Here is a 22,013-nt window from a genome sequence, read left to right as displayed (position 1 = left end):
CCGGTCAAGACGTCCCGGTGTCCCATTGCGCCGGCGCCGCCGTGATGGGATTGTTCGTGATTTCGTCCATCTCATCCGCGGGTCCAACGCGAAATTGCACCATCATGTCGTGGTCCTCGTGCACGAGGTTGTGGCAGTGGATCATATATCTGCCCCGGTGTGGCCCGAATTTCATGAGGAGCCGAACCGTTTCGCCCTCGCCCACGTACACGACGTCTTTGGGCCCCTTTTCGTAGGCGAAGGGTGCCCGCCCGTTGCGGCTCAGGATCTTGAAATCAATCAAGTGGATGTGCACGGGGTGGAACCATCCGCCGGAGCTGTTCTCGAACTCCCAAATTTCGACGTCGTTGAGATCCGGATTCGCCGCCACCTTGGTGAATCCGCTCGCAATGACGTCTTTCCAGGTGACGCCGTCGATGGTCCACATTCCCGTGAGATCGTCGCGCTTGAACCGGAACTTGCGTTCCTTGGTCGCCGCAGCCGGTTGGCGCGACATGATCTCGTTATCGCTCGCGAGCTGCCCGGGGATCGTATTCCAGGTGGGGTCGCTCGTGTCAACCGTATCCTCGACAACATCGAAGGCCATGATCCGATTGGTGAAGTCGTAGTCGACGTTGTTTTTGTTGGATAGGTTGCGCAGCACGATCCGCTGTCCAGTCGTGTACCTGCGAAAATCGATGAGGATCTCGTAGCGTTCGGCGGGGCTGTGCCGCCAGCTGGCCACGCGCTGTGAGACCGGTACAAGACCTCCGTCGGTGGCGACGATCGTGACCGCTTCTCCCGTGCTCAAGGCGGGGCGGAGGGAACGGGAGATGCACGCGTTCATCACCCGAAAGCGGTAGATGCGTTTCTTGACCTTCATGACCGGCCACGGCCTGCCATTGACCAGGATAACGTCACCCCAGAGCCCGGACTGGTCACTGTCGTCGTAGCCGAGAGCGCCGTTTCGAGCGAACATGGCGTCGGTGATGGTCAGTGCCACATCGAACTCTCCCTGCGGAAGGAGCAGGCGTTCGAGCGGGTCGTGCATGTGGTACTGCGCGGCCAGCCCCGAATAGACGTTGAGGGCCGTGTAATGCACGGCATGGTCGTGGTACCACAGCGTGCGGGCCGGCTGAAAGTTCGGGTAGTGGTAGTCCTTCCGAAATCCGGGGTTGGTGACGTCGCTGGCATAACCATCGAATTGCGGCAGAGAGGCCGAGCCGTGCAGGTGCGTGGAGGAGAAAAGCAGATGGCCGTCTATCGGATGCGTGGTGGGCAGCTGGTTGCGCACGCGCAGCACGACCTTGGTGCCCTGATCGACGCTTATGGTGGGGCCGGGATAAATACCGTTGTAGCCGAGGATCGGGGTTGTGAGCCGGGGAAGAATGGAGGCGCTGGCCGCCTTCTCAGTGACGGAGAAATATTTGACGGGCGCTCCGTTCACCGGATCGATACCGATCGAATCGGGCCTCAACATAGGGGCTTGAACAAACGATGTTCGAAAGGGTCGAGGCATCTCGGCAGGATCGAGCACACTCACGGATTTCGCTTCGACTGCTCGTAGCGGTAGCGACAGAGCCCCCACCCCCACCGCTCCCAGACCACCCAGCAATAGAACCTGCCGACGGGAAATAGCCATTTTGGAACTCACCTCACACTGCTAATTTGGAGCCTCTGAACCCCTCATTTTGAAGCCGATACTGCACCCCTCACCTTGGGAAAATCTTGCACCGGTGACCCGCCAGGGGCGGCTCTCCTCACCGACCGACGTGGTGTTCGACGCCTAGGGAGAGCCGCGCGTTCTGGTTGATTTCCAACACCAGCGCAATCGCCTTATTGGGTATCTCGAACACCAGCGTGGCCAAAATTGTTTCGCCCTGCCCGACCGCCTGCCGGGTCGGGGATGACCACAGCACCGCCGGAACAGTGACACCGAGACCTTCGATGGAGTAGTCCGCAGCGACGAATTCCACGCCTTGTGGCTCCAGCGCCGTCAGTTCGACCAACACGCGTACCCGGTGGGTTCCCGGTTGCGCCGCGCCGCTCAATTCCGGAGCGGGCCGGGTCGGCAACCATCCATCGATTTCCAACGGGATCACCCCGTTAATGCGTGCCACACCACCGTCAACGACCACAGAAGCGCCCAATGGGGCGCTCGGCTCTGCCGGGCCGGTCAGGCGTAGAAAGACTGCCCCAACGAGGAGCAGGCACAGCACGCTGGCAGCGACCATGAGCCAGCGACGACGCATGGCAACGGAGCGACTAGACGGCTGGAAGTCAGCAGCGGAGTGTCCGCGGTCTGCCGGTATATCGCCGTCCATCGCGGATTCGTCGGAGCGACGTGTTGGCGCGACCCCCTTAGCGCTCATCTGAGAAACCATGCGCATAGCTTCCCGTTATCTCCATGGAAAAACCTTGATCGGGGCTACGACGTCGAAGATCAACTTTTACGGGCCCAATTTGGCATGGACTCCACCGACGCCCGACTGATCCTGCGAACGCTCGTGGCCGACGGCTGCCTTCGATTCCTCTCACAACCCTGCGGCGCCTACCGCCCGGCGAGTAAATCTCAATCTGCCAGGTTCGGCGCCTCCTGCAAAACAGGTCAGCGCGAAGTCACTTCTCGAGTTTCGGGGGCTGTGCCGGTGACATTCACGACGGCGTGTATCGCGGCGTGGTCCGACGGCCAGCCGCCCTCATAGCGCTTCACGTTAATGGCGGCCTTCAGCACGGTGACGCCGGGCGTGACCAAGATCCAATCGATGCGTTTGTGATTGCCCCGCGACGGACGGTAATTCAGGAACGTTCCCCACTCGTCGGTGAGGCGTTCGTCTGCTGTGTCCCAGGCATCCAGCAGCGAGCCCTGGCCGGTGAGGCGGGCATAGGGTGCCGTCTTCGCATCCGTGTTGAAATCCCCGGTCACGACGGTGGGCAGCGGCGAACCAGCCACCATTCGGCGAAGCGCGTCGGCGGATCGCAGCCGCGAGATGCGGGAGCGGTGGTCAAAGTGCGTGTTCACGGCCTGAAAGTCGATGCCGGTGGCGATGTCGTGAAAGAGCGCGTCAACGACGACGCGCGGAGTGCGGTTGCCCCACGAGGTGGAGCCCGGAACCTCGGGTGTGTCCGAGAGCGCCGTCTGCTTCCAGTCGAGTACGCGCAGTCGACGGGAATCGTAGACGATCGGGCAGCCTTCCCCGCCCGTGTTGGCTTCTCGGCCATGGCCGATCGAACGGTAACGCTCGCCGAGCGCGTGACGCACGAAGTTCGCCTGGTCGAACAGCGCTTCTTGCACGCCGAGCAGCGCAGGCCGTTCCGCCTCGAGCAGTCGTTTCAGCAGCGACCGGCGGTGCACCCACCGATCGGGGCTGCGCGGGTTGAGGTGCGGTAGGCGTCGACGGATGTTGAAACTCATGACATGCAGATCAGGTCCGGCGACGGGCCCGATAAGTGCGCTGTCTGTCATGGAACCAGCCTATGGGGACGGTGCGACGACGTCGTGCTCGGCCACCGCGCCACCTACCGCCTGGGAAATCCGTCCCTGGCACGACGCCGCTGCCGCTGCCGCCTACTGTCGCCGGCTGGGCACGGCCGGGTGCTCTTGGGAGAGCCGGTACCCGCCGGAGAAGAACAGCAATGGGTCGCCGTCGAGCTTCTTATAGGTCTGCACCTGGCCGATGAAAATCGTGTGGTCTCCCTCCTGATTGCGCGACACGGTCCGGCACGAGAATCGGGCGAGGACTCCCTCGATTTCCGGCACGCCGGCTTCGTCCTCGGTCACCTTGAGTCCCGCGAATTTGTCGGCCGCCGGGGTGGCGAATTGGCGCGACACCAGATGCTGATCGGCCGAGAGCACGTGAATGGCGAAGGACTCGGCAGCCACGAAGTCGGGCAGGCTCCGCGCGGAATTCGCCAGGCAGAACAGCAACAATGGCGGATCCAACGAAACGGAGGTGAACGAGTTCGCGGTCATTCCGACCGGCCGCCCATCGACACCGCGGGCGGTGATGACGGTTACGCCCGTCGCAAACTTGCCCAGGGTGTTGCGCAGGTCAATACTGTCGAACGGTGTGGCTGTCTGTGCTGAAATAGTCATTGCCTTGCCCTTTCCGCGTTGGTGTGGTGAATCGGCTAATTGGTCAGCTGGGCCATCAATTGGTCGGCGCGCTCGGGCCCCATGGCCGAGTACCCGCCGTCGGCGGTGTAATTGGCGCCGGTCACAATCGAAGCAACGTCCGAGCAGAGGAACGCGACCACGGCGGCGACCTCGGACGGGTTACCGGTGCGTCCGGTTAGGTGCACCGGCGCGGCGATCTCGTCCGTCCGGGCCCGATCACCGCCGCTGAGGGTGTTCATCACGGAAGACCAGGTCCAGCCCGGCGACACCGAATTCACCCGGATCCCGTGTGGCGCGAGGTCCATCGCCATGCTTCGGGTGAGCTGGCTCATCGCGGCTTTGCTCGCCGGGTACACCCAACGGCCGGCCTGTGCCACATCCCCAGAAATAGACGTGAAATTCACAACGGATGCGCCGCGACGGTTCTTGAGGTGCGGAACGACGATCTGGGTGACGATGGCCGCACTGACCAGGTTCACGTTGAGGGCGGTGATCCAGTCGGCCCTCGTGGTCGCCAGGCCATTGTCCAGATAGGTGCAGGCGAGATTGATCAGCACATCGACTCCCCCGTGGCGGGCGACGACGTCGGCAATCCCGCGGCTCACCGCAGCGTCGTCCGTCAGGTCGACGTCGTAGAAGCTGACCGCCGCACCCAAACGGCCGGCAACCTCCTCCCCCGCTGCGACATCGATGTCGAAGAGGGCGACCTGGTCACCGTTGTTAGCGAAATTTTCCGCGACCGCTGCGCCGATCATGGTGGCACCACCGGTGATGATGACGCTTCTGGCGTGGGGACTCATTTCTGGCTCCGATCATGGGGTTCATCCGTTGGGGGAAAGAGGGGTGGGATGGCTGTGGCGGCCGTTCCCAGTACTAGCCGGGTCAGGTCGACGCGCGAGTGCACGCCGAGCTTGCGGTAGACCGATTTCACGTGCTGCTTGACCGTGTACGGGCTCAGGGAGAGCTGTTTGGCGATGGCGTCATCGCTGCGACCGAAGACGACCTGGCCGGCCACCTTGGTCTCCTGCGGCGAGAGGTCACGGGCTAACGAGGCGGGGAGCGTCCCGGGGGACTGGAACGATGCATTCAACTGGATGACGCTGACCAACACCGTGCGATCGTGGGTGTTCGAGGCATAGTTGCGCAGAATAACTCGCCGCTCTTCGCCCTCCACGACCACTTCGCTCGAGAAGACCTGGCAGAGGCTTTCCTTCGACGTACGGGCCGCCGCCATCAATTCTTCGAACCACAACGTGGGATTGTTCGGCTCCAGCTTGCGCAGCAGTTCGATCGCAGCCGTATTCATGCGACGTTTTCCGGTCTTAGTGTCGCTCACCACCATCGCCTGGTCCGAGAGTTGAAAGGCCTCGAGTAGTTGATCTCGCTCGGTCAGGACGCCCTGCCGCTCGGTCATGCCGCCAACAGCCAGTCCGACCATGTTGCCGAGTGTTCCCGCCAGAACCTGCTCGATCGATGAAGACAAGGCGTTCTGATCGCGATCGGCGAAGTTCAGGGTTCCCAGCACCTGTCCCCGATAAAGGATGGGAGCCTCGAGCACCATGCGCATGTCGTGGAGTGCGAGAACCTCCTGAAAGAAGGAGGAGTCGACCCAGGCAGACTCAGACATCAGCCCGGAGCTGTGCACCGGTTTCTTGCGGGCGACGGCCTCCCGCAATACTGGATCGGCGTGGCGCCCAAAATCCTCGTACAGTGTGAGAAAACGGTCACTCACGCCGGTCGCCGCCGCCATTGCCGCCGACTCGTGGGGAACCTTGAACAGGTAGATACCGAACGCCTTGGTCTTGATCATGCCGGGGAGTGTGGCCATACACACGTCCTGGACCTCGCCGCGAGTACCGGCTTCGGTCAGCGCGCTGGTGAAGGCGGCCAGGCTTCCGGCAAATGCGGCGCCGACGCTGGCGGCCGTTGAATCCGAAGCATTCATTGTGGAGTCGTCTCCTTCAGGTCGGTGTAGAAATGCACCCTATGCCAGGCGGGGCAAAGTTCTGCACGCTACGAATTGCGGGCCAGCATTCTCGATGGGATTTCGGTCGCCTCGGCTCGAGGAAAGTTCTCACCCTTGACGGTGTTCTTGATCATGGCGCCCAGCGCTTTGGCGTTTCCACGGGCCACGACCGATGCTGCGGAGCGCCCGGTGTGGTGGGTGATCCACTTGTCCGTCTCCGTCTTCTCGGCCAGCCATGGGAATGCGCTCGGCGGACGGTTGAAGGACTTCAGCAACGGGCCGCGCAAACGCGGATCCGCGAACGCAGCCGTCATGACGCGCACCCCCGTGGGAGTCAACGGCTCCAGAAAGGTGTTCGTGAAACGGTAGGTGCCTTCGATGTGGCTGGAATAGAAGGCCTCGAAGACTTCATCGATCCATTCCCGGTCGAAGGAGCGGTCACCACGAGCCAGGATGGCGTCGAAGTATTGTCCAACCTGGCGGATGCCCGAGCCGGCACCTTGGCCGCAGATCGGGTCGTAGCTGACCGACGTGTCGCCCAGGCTCATCACCGGGTGACCACCGCTCGTGACGCCAGACCCGGTACGAACGGACGGAGCGAATGCCCCGGTGAGCCAGCTGAACGGGTCGTCGAGGAGCGGTTCCATGTTCGCCATGGCCGGCCAGTCCCAGGGTACGAATTCCTGAATCAGCGCCTTGGCCGTTGCGAAGGCCTGATGAATATCGGTCACCGTGTCCCACCGATCGAACGGTCCGCCCGGACGGGCTTCGAACACCAGCGACCAGACCTGTTCACCACTCTTATGCAGGAACGGTACCCAGAAAATTTCTCCGGCACCGCCGAAGAGGTTGAAGCAGACCGGGGTCATCCCTGGAAGCCGGTTGCTGAATGCGGTTCCGTCGGAGGCGATGCCGCGCACCAGGATCATGGCAAGTTTGCGCTGGGGCGCGTCATACATGCTGCGTGCGGCATCGCGCGGAAACAGGGAAGACAGACCGCCCTTGCCGGTCGCCACGACGGTCAGCGCGCTCTCGGCCGCGATCTGGTCCAGCCTGTCCATAGAGACCGTTTCGATCTGGATGTCACCGCCGAGCGCCGCCAGTTGCTTCATGCGGTCGTATGATTTGAGCCGCACATCCGTGGCGAGCCCGGCCGCTTCCTCGAGCGGGCTCCCGAAGGCGATGAGCTCCTGCCCCACCTTGGGAGAGAAAAACAGGTGGACCGCGTCCATCGGGGCGCCCTGACCGGAATAGTCCGCAGCTCCGAGACGAATTTCGGTGGCCACCGAGTCGGCGAAAATTGCCGCGGTGCCCGTTGGGGAAGTCTGGTCACGGATACCCTCGGCATCCTTATCGCTGAACAGTCGCACGTCGTAGCCGGCGCCGGCCAGCCCGACCGCCAAAAGCGTTCCGGCGTGTCCAGCTCCGATAATCGAGATTTGCTCCATTGCAGTTCTCCTCCTGGGTCTCGGCGTGCCCCGTATGCGGCACACCGGTGGCGATTTGGGCAAGTGTATGGCGGAGAGTTTCCGCACCAACATCACTCGAATGGGTCGAAAACTCGCTTCCCTCGGTTGAGGGATGGGCGTGGAACCAACGCACGAAATCCTCGCCGGCGCAGCAGGATTGCCGGCGCAGGAAAGGATGTCGTGTGAAAAAGGCAAGGCTGTTTCAGGTGCCGGACATTCTCTTGTCACGGCGCATTCGGAACCAATCCAGGAGCACTGCGGCCAGGAGCACAGAGCCCGTGACGACGCTCTGCCAAAACGACGAGATCTGGCTGATCGTCATGCCGTTGGAGATGATGCCCAGAAACAGCGCACCCAACAGGGTGCCGACCATGCTTCCGGCACCACCGGCAAAGCTCGTTCCGCCGAGCAACACCGCCGCTGCCGCGACCAATTCCATGCCGGTGGCCGCCGTCGGCGAAGCGGAGGCCAGGCGACTGGATTCCAGGACCCCGGCCAGCCCGCACAGGCCGGCGCAGATCGCGTAGGCGACTGCCCGGACCAACCAGACTTTGATCCCCGACAAGCGAGCAGCTTCCGCGTTGCCGCCCACCGCGTACAGCATGCGGCCAAACCCGGTGTACCGGGTGACCAGTATTGCCAGCACGAGCACGGAGAGCGCGATGATCACCAGCCACGGTACGCCCAGGAATCGCCCGCTGCCGATGATTCGCGAGGCTTCGACCTGGTAGAGCGAGAGGCCGTGGCCCTCGGTGATCACTTGCCCGGCGCCGCGAAACAGCGACATGGTCCCGAGTGTGACCACGAAGAACGACAGTCCCAGCTTGCCGATCAGCAGGCCGTTGAGCACTCCGCCGAGAATCGCCGCTGCGATGATCACGAGAATGGCAGCGACGTAGAAGTTCACACCGCTTTCGATGAGTTTGGCTACCAGGATGCCGGAGAGAGCGAGCATTCCGCCCACGGACAGGTCGAATCCGCCGGTGAGCAGAACAAAGGTGAGCCCGACGGCGACGAGGAGCAGCACCGAGTTCGTTTCCAGAATGGCGATCAGGTTCTGCGGGGTAGCGAAGGTCGGCTGGGTGATCGCGAGGTAACCGACCAAGGCCACCAGCATGACGCCGATTCCGATATAGACCCGGGTGCCCTCGTAGATCCTGCCGGCGAGTCTGCGGCGGGGACCTGGCGGATCGATGGTTCGGGCTGACGCTGTCCGGCTAGTGTGCGTAGACATGAGACTCCAACTTCCCGCCCGCTGAGAGCAGGGCAATGTTGTGTTCGGAAATGAGGTCGCCGCGCAAATCACCGACGACTTCGCCTTCGTGCATGACCAGGACACGGTCACAGATGCCGAGAATTTCGACGAGATCCGACGAAGCCAGAAGCACCGCCATGCCGTTTCGAGCCTGCTCTTCGATGATTTGATAGATGTCATCTCGCGCCCCGATATCCACCCCACGCGTCGGCTCGTCGAGCAGGAGCACGGAGGGATTTTTAGATAGCGCTCGGGCGATGACGACCTTCTGCTGGTTACCGCCCGAGAGGGAGGTGACCGGCGCCAGCACGTTCGACGTCTTCACTCCAAACCTGGCCATCGCTGTGCGGGTGCGCAGCCGCCCCCGTGTGCGATTGACGAAACCGAGCCAGGGAACTGCTCCGAGCTCGTAGTTCTCGTAGATGCTGTCGGTGATGATGAGTCCCTGGGTATGCCGGTCCTCCGGCACTAGTGCCAGGCCGCAGAGGACCGCGCGCCGGGGATTGTTGACCGGAACGCGGGCACCGTCCACGGTGACGACGCCCCCAGCTACCCGGCGCACGCCAGCCAGAGCCTCGAGCAGTTCCGTGCGCCCGGCACCGACGAGGCCGGCCAACCCCACGATTTCTCCGACCTGAACATCCAGGGTGAGGCGTTTATGCGTTCCCGCCAATTGCAGATCCTCCACCGAGAGCCGTGGCGCGGCAGCTGAAACTGCGTAGTCCTTGGTACGACGCACGATTTCTCGGCCGACCATCAGGTTGACCAACTCGTGCTCGCGGAGACGCTCCTGAGGGAGCTCGCCGGCAAAAGCGCCGTCGCGAAGCACAACTGCCCGATCCGCGGTAGACGTCATCTCGATAATCCGGTGCGTGATCATGACGGTGGAGAGGCCGCGCGCCTGAAGTCGTTTGATCAGTGCGAGCAGAAAGTCGACCTCCTTCTCGCCGAGCCGACTGGTTGCCTCGTCGAGGATCAACAGTTTCGGTTCAACGACGAGCGCCTTCGCTATCTCCACGAAGGTTTGTTGCACAGGGCCCAGTCGGGACACCGGCAGGTAGGGGTCGATCTGGACACCCAGTTCATCGAGAATTTGCGTGGTGCGGGCGACTAGGTTGCTGCGGGAAACCAGCCGACGAGTGCGATGCCGCACGAACGGCAGCATCACGTTTTCATATACCGGTAAGTGGGGGAGCACGGTCAGTTCCTGGGCCACGAGGGCGATTCCCTGGTCCAGAGCCTCCAGCGGGCTGTGAAATGCGACCGGCTTGCCCTCAATTCGGATCGTCCCGCTGTCCGGTACCACGACACCCGACAGGATCTTGACCAGGGTGGACTTGCCCGAACCGTTCTCGCCGGCGAGGGCAAGGATCTCGGCACGATTCACCGTGAGGTCAATGTTGCACAGGGCCGTGACGGCTCCGTACGTCTTCGTGATGCCGGACAGCGAGATCACTACTTGCTCGCAGTTACGTTGAGGGTGGAAACCCCATCCTTCGTGCTGATGTCCACGCTCGTCTTTGAGGCAAGCAGGGTCTTGATCGGTGTCCAGCTTGACGCATTGGCGCTCGTAATGAGAGTGGAGTCCATGACCACGGTCGCCGGGATTGTTCGACCCTCCGCGAGTTCGTGGGCGGCCCAGCCGAGCCCCATGCCGAGTTGCACGGGGTGGAAGTCGAAGGTCGCCGCGAGGCGGCCATCCTTGACGCCGTCGACGCCTTCCTGGGAACCGTTCATGCCGATGACGATCGGGTCGAAATCACCCGACTTGGCCGAAGCTGCGCCGAGCGCGCTGTCGTCGTTGTAGGCGAAGATGGCCTGAATATCAGTGCCAAAACGGGATTTCCAGGCGTCCACGATGGGTCGGGAACCGTCGGCAGTGTCAAGTCCGTTGACCTCGCTGGCCAGAATATTCAGGCCCGTGGCTTTCGCTCCGTCCCGGAAACCATTATTGCGGGCATCGAGAACACCCACCGTTGGCACACCCTCGATCTGCACAACGTTCGCCGTGGCGTCGACGTTCTCACCGATGTAGGTGGCCGCCTGCTGAGCCGACTCATAGTTAGTGACCTGGAAATTGGAGGTGTACGGGCCGCCCTCGGTGGTGTCCTGCACTATGACGGGGATCCCCTGATCGTGGGCCTGTTCGATAGCCGGCTGGATACCGAGCGGGTCGATGGGCCACACGATGAGAACGTCGACGCTGCGGTTGAGGAGCGACTGCACATCGGCGAGTTGCTTACTCGTGTCGTACTGGGCATCGGTCACGATGAGGTCCATGCCCAGTGCGTCGGCCTTGGCGCGGATACCATCCTCGATCGCCTTGTTGTTCGGGTTGGATTGGATCGCGCCGGCGTAGCCGATGGTGAATTTATGGTCGCCGCCGGCGGGGGCATCCGTCGGGCTGGAGGCGCAGGAGCTCAGGGACACCAACAGCACTGCGGAGGTGGCGAGGAGGAGAGTTTTTTTCATCATGTCAATCGATCCTTACTTTCGGGTAGGCGGAGACGAGCATCTGGGCGTAGTTGCAGGACGTAACCACCGGTCGTGGCTACGGGACGGGCAGGTTGTGGCCTGGCTGGCTAGGAGAGGTCGAGCCGGGCTTTCAGGGTGAGCATCTGGTCCCGCAGGTACATCACGAAGGACCCGTTCTTGTCGACGATGGTGTTGTACTCATCGAGCACCACAATCGTGGTGGTACCCAATTCGATGATCGCCGGACCTTCAATCTCGTCGAGCGGAACCATGGCGGCGCCCTGGTACACCTCGACCTCGACCATTCGACGCTGGAGCGGCGAGTAGATGTGGCGTCGCCTCTGCTCCGGCAGGCCTGATCCGGGCGTCGTGGCCGCGAGGTCGACACGATCGTTGGGAGTGGAGCCGACGACGGTCAGTCGGATGTTGAGCAAGTCGATCGGCATGTCGACGGTGCTGTACCCGAAGAGCGTGTCGTGCAACTGGTGGAATGAGGCGTAGAACTCAGCAAGGTTCGGCGACACGAGATTTGCCGGATCGACCTCGACGTTGATTTCGTACCACTGACCCTTGTAACGCAGGTCAACGGACGGCACATAGGAGATGGCGTCGTCGGGAACACCCTCAGCATGCAGGGTCCGGCGACCCTCAGCCATCATGCCGGTCCACGTTTCGACCAGGTACTCGTCGGACAGGCTCTCCAAACGCTGGTTCGAGCTCTGCACATAGTCGTGTTTGAAGTCGCACACGAGCATGCCGGCCGCGCAGAAGATCGACGAGTCGCGGGGGGTTAGAAGGATCGGGATTTCCAGTTCGCGGGCGATAGCCGCCGCGTGCACCGGACCGGCACCGCCGGCAACGACGATCGGGAAGTCGCGGGGGTCGAGCCCCCGCCGAACGGTGATGTCGCGCACTCCGGTCGCCATGTTCACGTTGACCATCTGGTAGATACCGAAGGCGGCTTCTTCGACGCTGATGCCGAGCGGGTCAGCGACGTCGTTCTTGATCGCCTGGATGGAGGCTTCCCGGTCGAGTCCGATCTGACCGTGCAGGAAGGTGTCGGGGTCGATGTAACCGAGGACGACGTCAGCATCCGTGACGGTGGCGTTCACTCCGCCGCGACGGTAGCAGGCCGGCCCGGGGGTCGCGCCAGCGCTCTGCGGGCCGACCCGGAGCAGGCCGCCTTCATCCACTGAGGCGATACTGCCGCCGCCCGCGCCGATGGTGTTGATGTCGACCATGGGCAGGGCGATCCGCCACCGGTCGATGATGCCATCGGTCATGATGAGCGGCTTGTTGTCTTTGACCACGGCGGCATCGAAGCTCGTCCCGCCCATGTCGACGGTGAGGCAGGAGTCCCAGCCGTGAGCGGCGGTCACGAGCAGGCCGGCCGTCGGGCCGGAGGCTGGTCCGGAGAGCAGCGACAGCGCTGCCCGCTTAGCCAGCTCGCTCGGTGTAGCAACGCCGCCATTGGACTGCATGAGGAGCAGCACACCTTCGAAGTGCGCCTCCTCGAGCAGCTCCGTGAGCGTGGAGAGGTAGGAGCTGATGATCGGCCCGGCGAAGGAATTGAGCACGGCGGTGCTCATGCGCGGGTAGTACCGGGCCTGCGCCAGAAGCTCGGAGGATTTCGTGATGTAGGCACCCGGCATGACCTCCGCGATGATCTCAGCAGCGCGGTCCTCGTGGCTGGTTTCCGCGTGGGAGTGCATGAACGAGATGGCAACGGATTCCACGGCGTTGGCCTTGAAAATCTCAGCGGCGGCATAGACGTCGACTTCCTGGAGTGCCGTGAGAACGTCGCCCTTATAGTCGACCCGGCCGCCGACCGGCTGGCGGAGGTAACGCGGGACCAAGGGCACGGGCTGTTCCAGCCGGTTGTCGTAAGCCTCCTCGCGGGTTCCATCGCGCATGGGCAGCACATCGCGGAATCCCTCGGTGGTCAGCAGGCCCGTGATCGGTCCGTTGCGGGTGAGGAGGGCGTTCGTGGTTACGGTCGTTCCGTGCACGATGAGCCCGACCTCGGCCATGAAATCTTCGAGGCTCTTGTGCTCCGCTGCGGCTATTTCGGTCAGGCCGATCTGCACAGCCAGGGGCGGGTTGGAGGGCACTGAGCTGGTCTTGTGGATGCGCCGTTTGCCATCGGGGTAGATCACCAGGAAGTCCGTGAACGTGCCGCCGACGTCGATTCCGATTCTGATGTTCATGAGCTCTTCCAATTCTTCTCTAGGCCCGAAGAGCCGTGGTTCGTACCTGGTCGACGGACAGCCCGTCGTCGGCGATGACTACGCCGTAGTCGTCGTGTGCCTTCTCGCGGGACAGCACGCCGTCCCGCACTTCGGCGAGCACCTTGGCGACCGCCCGCTTTCTCGGATCGCCATAGCCGGCGCCGCCCCCGCTGATGGATTCCATGCGGGTTCCCGAAGGAAGTTCAATGATCTCCTTGGAGCCCCACAGGTGTTCCCGACCGTCGGGGTAGGTGACGGTGATCTCGTTGAGGCCGGAATCCGCACCCCCGAACAGTCCCTGGGCGGGAACTGCTCCTTCGTGGCGAACGTTGTCCCCGAGGGTGACGCCGTGCTGATGCTCGCCGTAGTTGCTCCAGGCGGTTCGGGTGCCCATGCCGCCCCGAAACTCTCCCGCGCCGGCCGAGTCGGGGAGATATTCCAGATATTCCAGAAAGTGCGGGGAGGTCAGCTCGAACATCTCCGGGTCGGGCGCGCGCATCTGGCCCGCGGTGCCGGTGAACCCCAGCGCGTCCCAGCCGTCGGTGCCGAGCATCCCTCCCGGACCAGTGCGCTGAAAGACCGTGAGTGTGCCGAACGCCTCGTTGGTACGCGGATCCACACCGTGGGTGGAGGTGCAGAGGTATTTGTTCCAACCGGCCGTGACTCGATCCGGGAGGATGCCCGACAGAGCTGTCATGATGCATTCGACGACCTCATCGCACATCTGGTTTCCGAAGACCGTTGCGGCCGGAAACCGCGGGTTGAGTAGTGAGCCTTCCCGGAAAACCGTCTTGATGGGTTCGAAGAGACCCTGATTAGTGGGGATATTGATACCGCCGGCGGCCATGATCATAAGGAAGGCGATGCGCACCGCCCCTTTGGCGGACGCCGGCGGCATGTTCGTGATGCCGGGGGCCTGGTCGTCGCTTCCCGAGAAGTCGAAGGTGATTTCTTCACCCTTGATCTCGATTTCGCAGGCGATCTTGTACTTCTTGGTGCTGTCGAAGCCATCGGAGACCATCCAGCTCTCGCCGTAGTAGTGCCCGTCAGCCCAACGGCCGACCTCGGCCCGCACCTGGCGCGCGGAGCTTTCGAGGATGTAGTTCATGTGATCTTCGTAGGTTTCCAGGGTGTAGCGGTCGATGACCTCGACGAGGCGTCGCCCGCCCACCGTGCAGCAGCCGATCATGGACTTGATGTCTTCCATGACGAAATCCATGCGGATGTTCGCGGCGATGAAGTCCCAGACGTCGCGTTGGAGCACACCGCGGTGCACAATCTTGACGGGCGGGATTCGCAGGGCCTCCTGCCAGATGTCTTTCGCGTTGGGGTCGTAGCCTCCGGCCGTCATCCCGCCGATGTCCGCCATGTGTCCCTTGGCTGCCATCCAGCCAACCAGGCCACCGTCGGCGAAAACCGGCACGTAGATCCCGGTGTCGGCGTTCTGGTTGCCGCCGGAATACACGTCATTGTGAATGATGACATCGCCCTCGTGAACGTCATCGCCGTAGTAGTTGATGATGAATTCCAGCGAGGGATGAGCGCCGAACGCGATGATGGCCGCGAATTCCGCCTGGGCAAGTGTGTTGCCGTGCTTGTCGAACACAACCGTGACCAGGTCACCGATTTCGTTGAAGATGGGCGAACGGGAGGACCGCATGAGCATGCCGGCCATTTCCTTGGCGATCGCGTCGACGCGACGCTGCAGCACCGACGCGGTGATGGGGTCGATCCTGGTACCGGTAGTCGATGAACTGGCAGTCGATGAGCTAGTAGTCGATGACATTGACATTTCCTTTCGTCAGGCAGTGCAGGGCCGTGCTGAATTCAGAGAGCTTGCGGGCTCCGGAGGGTTCGACGACGAAGGTATCTGACATGTATCCACTTCGCTTCTTGGCGTGATCGACCACCATCGGATGGATCGTGAACACGTTGCCGACCTCAATCGTGTCGGTGGCCTGACCGCCATCGTCCTCGACAACGTCCAGACCGATCCACGGTTGCTCAAGCACATCCAGTCCGAGAGAATGGCCGGACCAATAGGAGGAGACCGCGCCCTCCGCTTCAATGGCGCTCAGAACGGCTCGCTGCACCGCGTCCGGGGAAGTGCCGGGCTTCAGACTCAGGGCAGCGGCGGTCATTCCCTTCGACACAGCCCTGGCCATTCGAACGTCGTCCTCGTGCGGTGTCGCGAAGGTGACCATGCGGGACAGTTCGGTCCAGTAGCCGCGAGGACCGACGATCTCGAACGAGAATGTGTGCACGTCATGCGCGGTGAGTTCCCGACCCCGCGGCGGCGCGAAACTGGCCGACACTTCGTCGTTGACGGTCTCGGTGTACATCGTGAGGAACAGGGGATCCTCACCGCCGAGCTTGTACCCCACCTTGTACATCTCGGCGCCGATCTCCCGTTCTGTCACGCCCGGGCGGGCAATTTCGAGCAGTCGGGAGAAGCACTGGTCGAGGACGTAGGCGGACTCTTCCACACCGATGATCTCTTCCGGGCTTTTGACGACCCGAATCTTTTCAAAGTTCGCGGAGTAGTCGAGGAACTCGATCGCTGGCAGCCCGTGGGTGAGAGCGAGGTATTCGTCGACCTTCATGATCTGGCCGAATCCGATGATTCCTACCCGTTTCACATCCCTGCGATCGGCGAAGACGTCGACGAGGCCCTGACCGATCGTTCCGGGAAACCGGTAGTCCTCGACCCAGTCGGTGGTGGGGCGCCGGGCGCCAGCGAGGTTTCCCGACAGCACGACTATCGGCGCCTCGTCCTTGAACATGACGGCATTGCCCGAACGGTGACACAGGTTGTAGTCGGTGACATATCGAAGGGCACCTTTGTGCCCCCGGTAGTCGTTTGCCGCGAAGATCAGGCAATCCATGTCGTTGTCGCGCATGGAGGTGTTGAGCAATTCCCAGCGGCGATCCCGCTCTTCCAGATTCGTACTCACGGTACCGTCCACTTCCTCGGGTTGACTCGATGTCGAACTTGGTCTTTTCTGCGCCCCTCGCCGGGCGATAGCCGGACTCTACAAAATAGGTTTTCCCTAGCGCAATAAGTCGTGTTTAGATTCTCTTATGCGAAATTCAGAGCAGCAACCCCCCCTTGATTCGGTCGACCGGGCACTGAAATTGATCGTGGCGTTGCGGAACGGCGAGGTATTGAGCGTCAAGTCAGCCGCCGAACGCCTCAACGTAGTGCCGTCAACGGCGCATCGATTGCTGGCCGCTCTCTGCCATGGCGGCTTCGCCATGCAGAACCGGGAGCGCCTGTACCGGGCCGGGCCGGAACTCGCCGCGTGGAGCGAAGCCTCACGGTCCATTTCCCACGTGCGGCAAATCGTGCGCCCCGAACTGGAAACGCTGGTCGGTATCCTCGACGAGACCGTTCAGGTTTGGGTTCTCGAGGGGCCGCAGGTGCGCTACGTCGACGGCGTGGAGAGTGACCAGACGCTGCGGATTCGGGTTGGCATGTGGGATCAGGTACCGGCTTACTGTTCCGCCGGGGGCAAGGCGCTCCTGGCTGCGCTGAGCAATTCCGAGATTGAACAGCTGCACGGCGGCGGGCTTCCGCCGTGGCGCTCCACGCGCATCACCAGCGTTGTCGCCCTGAAGCGCCACCTGGCCACGGTGCGTCAACAGGGGTACGCGACAAACATTGAGGAAGCCGCTCAGGGCGTCAACGGAATCGGCGTGGTCGTGCTCGACCGGCAAGGGCGACCGGTCGTGGCGATCAGTGCCGCGATTCCGAGCATCCGGTTCAGCAAGGAAAAGGTCGCCGCCTGCTCATCGGCTCTGCTCGCTGCTGCGCACGCGGTCGAGAAGCGGCTGCTTACCTCGGGTGCCGTCGGCTAGGGATCACGCCACATTCTTCGCAGAGAAATTCAGTGAAGAAGATTCTTCCTGACGAAATTTTCGACACCGCTATTTACCGCTCGAACCGCCATCCTTAGGCTCGGCTCAATTCAGTGGCTTCGACATCGAAGTCACCTTGTTCTGAGGAGCCGGACAGATGGTCGACGTACTTTCCGTAGTGACGGATCCCCTGGATCCGGTGTCCGAAGGCTGGGCCGCCCTCGTGCAGGAGGACCGCGTTCACCGGTCGCTGTACACCGAGGATCGAGTCTTCGCCGAGGAAATGGTGAAGGTTTTCGGACAGACCTGGGTGTACCTCGCCCACGAGTCGCAGCTTCCCGAGCCGAACTCGTTTGTGACCGGCAAACTCGGCCTGCGCCCAATCATCATCACCCGGGACCGCAAGGGCACCCTGCACGCAGTGTTCAACCGGTGCGCACACCGCGCCGCAACCGTCTGTCGTGAAGAGACCGGTGTCGCGAAGAGCTTCCAGTGCCCCTATCACGGGTGGACTTTTCGTAACACCGGTGAACTGGTCGGGGCTCCATGGCCAGGCGGCTACGGCGACACCTTCAACAAGGACGAGTTGGGACTTGGAAAGGTAACCCGCGTCGCAAGCTACCGCGGATTCATTTTCGGAACGCTCAACGAATCCGCGCCATCACTCGAGGACTTTCTCGGCCAGGCCAAACCCTGGCTGGACTACTGGATCGACCGGGCCCCGAAGGGCGAGGTCATCGTTCGCGCCGGCGCCCACCGTATGGTGTACCGCGGAAATTGGAAGCTCGCCTATGACAACGGCGGCGACGGATACCACCCCTCGTTCTCGCACCGGTCGCTCCTGGAAATGGCGTCTCGCCTCGGAGACAGCAAGGACATGTCGTACTTCGGCAAGACCCCCGACGACGGGGCAATGAAGATCTACTCGCTCGGCAACGGCCACAGCGTGATCGACCAACGCCCCAATTTCGACGGACCGGGAAGCATCTGGGCCAACCAGCGGCCGCAACCGGGCCGGGAACACTTCGAAGAGCTGATTCGCGCCCGCTACCCGGAGGACTCCGACCGGCTCCTCGACGTGAGCGCCGGAGCGCAGATCAACCTGAGCATCTTCCCGAACCTGCTGATCATCGGCAATCAAATCCAGGTGATCGAACCGCTGAGCGTGGACAAGACGCAGCTCGTGTGGAACGCGACGAGCATCGGTGGCGTGCCTGACGAAGTGAACACCATGCGAATGCGTACCCAGGAGGATTTTCCAGCGTTCGGCGAACCGGACGACCAGGCGAACTTCGAAGAGGTGCAACGCGGGTTGGCCGTCACCGAGGTGGAGTGGATTCTCATGAACCGCGGACTCAATGTGGACGGCTGGCAGACCCTGGACGCCAATGGTGTGGTGGTCTCGGCCGTGACCGACGAGATTCATATGCGCAGCTACTTCGAGGAATGGCTGCGCCTGATGGAATGGACGAACCGATGACGATCCGCGACATCGACTACTCCGACACATCACGCTGGTCGCACCACGTCGATGTCGACTTCTATGCAGATCTGGAACATTTCGCTGAGCTGTTCACCGCGGATTGGGCTGTCGCCGACGTTAACGCTTCCCGGAGTGCCGAAGGATTCCTGGCCGCCGAGGCGCGCCTGATCGACGAGGCTCGTTTCAACGACTGGATCGAGCTGTTTACCGACGATTGCCTGTACTGGGTGCCGATCACCCCCGGTGGCGGAGACCCGCGGCGGGAGGTCTCCCACGCCTTCGACGACCGTCGACGCCTGACCGACCGGGTCTTCTGGCTGCGCACCGGGCTGGCTTTCAGCCAGATTCCCCAGTCACGAACCCGCCGGGTGATCAGCAATGTCGAGGTCCTCGATGATCCCGGTACCGGACTCCGCCTGGTGCGATCGAACTTCATCGTGCACGAGTTTCGAGCGGGTGTCGGCAAAACGTACCCGGGCTGGTACGCGCACGTCCTGGCCCCACACGGCGACGGATGGAGGATCCGCCTGAAACAGGCGAACCTGCTCGACTCCGAGCACGGCCACGAAAATCTCACCCTCGTCTTCTGAAAGGCAGCGCATGAGCGAGAACACGCGTGAGGCCACTCTCCTGCTGCGTCGGGAGAATGCGCTGCTCACGGAGAGGATCAAGCGCCTCGAGGGTGAAATCGCCACGATGCGCCCGGTGATCGCACAGGTCAAGCGGCTGAAGATTTGGGATTTCACGCCCTATCGGGTCGAGCTAGATGACTCCTGGCTCGCGCTCGACCGGGTCAACGCCGTTGAGCTGATGCAGGCCCTCGCCGGCACCGACCATTGGAGCCCCTGGCATTCCCGCATTGAACCGAGGCCCCAGCCATGACCGGGACCGTGCTGATGGTCACCCACTTCGAGGGCACCGATCTCAAGTGGATTCACAAACTGGTGCACGCACGCGGGCTGCAGTCGCAGCTCGCCCAGCCGTTCGCCGGGGAAGAACTCCCGGAGCTCGGCTCACTTGCGGCGGTGATCTGTCTGGGAGGTCCACAAAGTGCCTATGACGGAGAACGGCATCCGTTTCTCGTCGAGGAACAGAACTTTCTTGCTCGCGCGGTGGAGCAGCAGGTCCCTGTTCTGGGCATCTGCCTCGGATCACAGATTCTGTCGCTGGCCCTCGGCGGCGCTGTCGTTCACGGCTCACAGGGTTTGGAGTGCGGACTCATCGATGTGCGGTTGGCTCCCGGAAACCACTCCATTCTGGAATTGGAGGGTCAGTTCTTCTCCTTCCACAGCGACAGCTTTGTTCCGCCGATTGGCGCCGAGCTGCTGGCCGTCTCCAACCGGTACCCCCAGGCGTGGCGGTTCGGTTCAGCCCTCGCCGTTCAGTTTCACCCGGAAATTTCCCCGATCGGGATCCAGGCGCTCCTCTCGGTTGAAGCAACCAAATTGGGTGCCCACGGCATTGATGTGACCGAGCTGCTCAGCGCAGCGGTCCGCGACGAAGGGCACGCCTGGACCGGCGCGCAACGAGTTGTCGGCGGCTGGCTCGACACCGCCGTACTGGCAACCGAGCGCCAACCGATTCCCTGACCGACCGATCCGTACCTGTTCCCACCACCCGAACGCGACTCCGCTGGAGCCGCACAATCAAGGAGCACTCACATGCTGGACGAAGTCACTTTGACCCGAATGAAGTTCATTCAAAAGCACGACCTGTACACGGACAAGCAGCTGGAAGCGGCTGAGCGTTCCCGGATCGCGATGGACGCCGCGGGCATTGAAGTTGTGCGGCTGGCCTGGCCGGACCAGCACGGCCTGCTGCGCGGCAAGTCGCTGACCAAGGAGGCCTATCTCTCCGCTCTGGAAAGCGGCATGGACATCACCATGGCGCCGTTCTTCTTCGACTCCGCCAACGCGGTGGTGTTGAATCCGTTCACCGCGGACGGCGGGTTCGGGGTCGAGGGACTTGGAGGCAGCCCCAACGTGAAGATGGTTCCCGATCCCGGCACATTCACCATCCTTCCGTGGGTGCCGGATACCGCGTTCGTGCTGTGCGATCTGTACATGTCGAACGGGCAGCTCTTCCCTTTCGCCCCCCGGTCCATCCTGAAGCAGACGTTGCAGAAGATGGCCGACCACGGGCTCAAGCTCATCGCCGGAATCGAAATGGAGTGGTATCTGACCCGGGTGGTCGACGATCTGCTCGGCACCGGCTCAATGGGTGCGCCGGGCTCGCCCGCCGACCCGCCCAAAGTTGCCCCGGTTGCTCGCGGCTACAGTTACCTCCTCGGTGACCACCTCGATGAAATCGATGACATCCTCCGCCCCGTCCGAAAAGCGATCACCGACATGGGGCTGCCGCTGCGCTCCATCGACGACGAGTGGGCACCAAGCCAGGTCGAAACCACCTTTGACGTGCTGGAAGCCCTCGCAGCCGCTGATGCAGCGGTGATGTTCCGTATGGCCACGAAGCAGATCGCCAAGCGGAACGGGTACCTCGCCTCGTTCATGTGCACCCCCGCCATCCAAGGTTTCTACGCCAACGGGTGGCACCTGCACACGTCGGTCGTCGACCTCGAATCGGGTGAGAACCTGATGGTCACCGACCGCGACGAGCCGCTGTCGGAGCTCGGCCAGCACTACGTCGGCGGCACCCTCGCTCACGGTGTCGCTGCGTCTGTTTTCACGACTCCGACCGTCAACGGATACCGTCGACGCCGGCCGTACTCGCTGGCCCCTGACCGGCTGACCTGGGCCCAGGACAATCGGGCCGCGATGATGAGGGTCATCAGCGCCCCCGGAGACGTGTCATCCCACGTTGAAAACCGAGTTGGAGACTCTGCTGCCAACCCGTATCTGTACATCGCCGCTCAGGCGGCCGCCGGCCTTGACGGCATCCTGAACCAGACGAATCCGGGTCCGCTGTCCGAGGACCCGTACTCCCAGGATGTCGTGCAGCTTCCGACGACTCTCGCCGAAGCCATCGATGAGCTGGAGGCCGACCCGTTCTACCGGGAAGCCTTCGGAGATCACTTCGTTGACTATCTGGTCTTGATCAAGCGCAGCGAGGTGGCTCGTTATGACGCCTGGGTCGCCGCGAATCCTGACCCGGAGAGCTACGTCAACGGCGTGACCGACTGGGAACACCGCGAATATTTCGAGCTCTACTAACCAGTCCCCCCCC

Annotated in this window: 19 protein-coding genes; 6 read left to right on the top strand and 13 right to left on the bottom strand. The window is 62.5% G+C overall.

All coding sequences use genetic code 11. The annotated features are described in order from the left end of the window. Positions 1-4: 4 nt before the first annotated feature. The 13 genes from E3O06_RS06325 to E3O06_RS06265 form a co-directional block, all read right to left on the bottom strand. A complete protein-coding gene (locus E3O06_RS06325; protein ID WP_241979910.1) occupies positions 5-1,459 on the bottom strand; it encodes a multicopper oxidase family protein in 1,455 nt (484 codons plus the stop codon). Between the two features lie 280 nt (positions 1,460-1,739). After that, the gene (locus tag E3O06_RS06320) at positions 1,740-2,117 is read right to left on the bottom strand and encodes a hypothetical protein (RefSeq protein ID WP_241979908.1); all 378 of its coding nucleotides are present in this window, start codon (positions 2,115-2,117) and stop codon (positions 1,740-1,742) included. Positions 2,118-2,587: 470 nt separating this feature from the next. Beyond that, the gene (locus E3O06_RS06315) at positions 2,588-3,445 is read right to left on the bottom strand and encodes an endonuclease/exonuclease/phosphatase family protein (RefSeq protein ID WP_134502118.1); all 858 of its coding nucleotides are present in this window, start codon (positions 3,443-3,445) and stop codon (positions 2,588-2,590) included. A gap of 102 nt (positions 3,446-3,547) precedes the next feature. Beyond that, entirely contained in the window at positions 3,548-4,075 is a 528-nt protein-coding gene (locus tag E3O06_RS06310) for a flavin reductase family protein (RefSeq protein WP_134502117.1), read from the bottom strand. 35 nt (positions 4,076-4,110) lie between these two features. Continuing rightward, a complete protein-coding gene (locus E3O06_RS06305) occupies positions 4,111-4,896 on the bottom strand; it encodes an SDR family oxidoreductase (RefSeq protein ID WP_134502116.1) in 786 nt (261 codons plus the stop codon). Continuing rightward, positions 4,893-6,041 (bottom strand): LuxR C-terminal-related transcriptional regulator, encoded by a 1,149-nt coding sequence (locus tag E3O06_RS06300; RefSeq protein WP_134502115.1) that lies wholly within the window; start codon positions 6,039-6,041, stop codon positions 4,893-4,895. The genes E3O06_RS06305 and E3O06_RS06300 overlap by 4 nt, the downstream gene beginning before the upstream one ends. A gap of 68 nt (positions 6,042-6,109) precedes the next feature. Further along, positions 6,110-7,510 carry a styrene monooxygenase/indole monooxygenase family protein gene (locus tag E3O06_RS06295; RefSeq protein ID WP_134502114.1) on the bottom strand — a complete coding sequence of 467 codons (1,401 nt, stop codon included), beginning with the start codon at positions 7,508-7,510 and terminating at the stop codon, positions 6,110-6,112. Positions 7,511-7,733: 223 nt separating this feature from the next. Next, positions 7,734-8,765, bottom strand: a complete 1,032-nt coding sequence (locus tag E3O06_RS06290) for an ABC transporter permease (RefSeq protein ID WP_166788122.1) — start codon at positions 8,763-8,765, stop codon at positions 7,734-7,736. Next, positions 8,749-10,242, bottom strand: coding sequence for a sugar ABC transporter ATP-binding protein (locus tag E3O06_RS06285; RefSeq protein WP_134502112.1), 1,494 nt, complete (start codon positions 10,240-10,242; stop codon positions 8,749-8,751). Before E3O06_RS06285 ends, E3O06_RS06290 begins: the two co-directional genes overlap by 17 nt. Then, positions 10,242-11,261, bottom strand: coding sequence for a sugar ABC transporter substrate-binding protein (locus tag E3O06_RS06280; protein ID WP_134502111.1), 1,020 nt, complete (start codon positions 11,259-11,261; stop codon positions 10,242-10,244). Before E3O06_RS06280 ends, E3O06_RS06285 begins: the two co-directional genes overlap by 1 nt. Positions 11,262-11,368: 107 nt before the next feature. Beyond that, entirely contained in the window at positions 11,369-13,468 is a 2,100-nt protein-coding gene (locus tag E3O06_RS06275; RefSeq protein WP_134502110.1) for a hydantoinase/oxoprolinase family protein, read from the bottom strand. Positions 13,469-13,487: 19 nt separating this feature from the next. Beyond that, complete coding sequence (locus E3O06_RS06270; protein WP_166788121.1) at positions 13,488-15,275, bottom strand: hydantoinase B/oxoprolinase family protein; 1,788 nt, start codon at positions 15,273-15,275, stop codon at positions 13,488-13,490. Further along, positions 15,259-16,443 carry a M24 family metallopeptidase gene (locus E3O06_RS06265; protein WP_134502108.1) on the bottom strand — a complete coding sequence of 395 codons (1,185 nt, stop codon included), beginning with the start codon at positions 16,441-16,443 and terminating at the stop codon, positions 15,259-15,261. The genes E3O06_RS06270 and E3O06_RS06265 overlap by 17 nt, the downstream gene beginning before the upstream one ends. Before the next feature lie 127 nt (positions 16,444-16,570). Here E3O06_RS06265 and E3O06_RS06260 point away from each other — a divergent pair, with 127 nt between their 5' ends. From E3O06_RS06260 to E3O06_RS06235, 6 genes are all read left to right on the top strand, one after another. Continuing rightward, positions 16,571-17,347 (top strand): IclR family transcriptional regulator, encoded by a 777-nt coding sequence (locus tag E3O06_RS06260; protein WP_134502107.1) that lies wholly within the window; start codon positions 16,571-16,573, stop codon positions 17,345-17,347. 157 nt (positions 17,348-17,504) lie between these two features. Next, entirely contained in the window at positions 17,505-18,827 is a 1,323-nt protein-coding gene (locus E3O06_RS06255; RefSeq protein ID WP_134502106.1) for an aromatic ring-hydroxylating oxygenase subunit alpha, read from the top strand. Then, positions 18,824-19,420 carry an aromatic-ring-hydroxylating dioxygenase subunit beta gene (locus tag E3O06_RS06250; RefSeq protein ID WP_134502105.1) on the top strand — a complete coding sequence of 199 codons (597 nt, stop codon included), beginning with the start codon at positions 18,824-18,826 and terminating at the stop codon, positions 19,418-19,420. The genes E3O06_RS06255 and E3O06_RS06250 overlap by 4 nt, the downstream gene beginning before the upstream one ends. A 10-nt stretch (positions 19,421-19,430) precedes the next feature. Next, positions 19,431-19,712, top strand: a complete 282-nt coding sequence (locus E3O06_RS06245; RefSeq protein ID WP_134502104.1) for a hypothetical protein — start codon at positions 19,431-19,433, stop codon at positions 19,710-19,712. After that, positions 19,709-20,419 (top strand): type 1 glutamine amidotransferase, encoded by a 711-nt coding sequence (locus E3O06_RS06240; RefSeq protein WP_134502103.1) that lies wholly within the window; start codon positions 19,709-19,711, stop codon positions 20,417-20,419. The genes E3O06_RS06245 and E3O06_RS06240 overlap by 4 nt, the downstream gene beginning before the upstream one ends. A 72-nt stretch (positions 20,420-20,491) precedes the next feature. Further along, the gene (locus tag E3O06_RS06235) at positions 20,492-22,000 is read left to right on the top strand and encodes a glutamine synthetase family protein (protein ID WP_134502102.1); all 1,509 of its coding nucleotides are present in this window, start codon (positions 20,492-20,494) and stop codon (positions 21,998-22,000) included. Positions 22,001-22,013 lie beyond the last annotated feature (13 nt).

The organism is Cryobacterium glaciale (assembly GCF_004402535.1).
Classification (GTDB): domain Bacteria; phylum Actinomycetota; class Actinomycetes; order Actinomycetales; family Microbacteriaceae; genus Cryobacterium; species Cryobacterium glaciale.
Note: the sequence above shows the minus strand (reverse complement) of the source record. Positions and strands in the feature narration are given on the sequence as shown.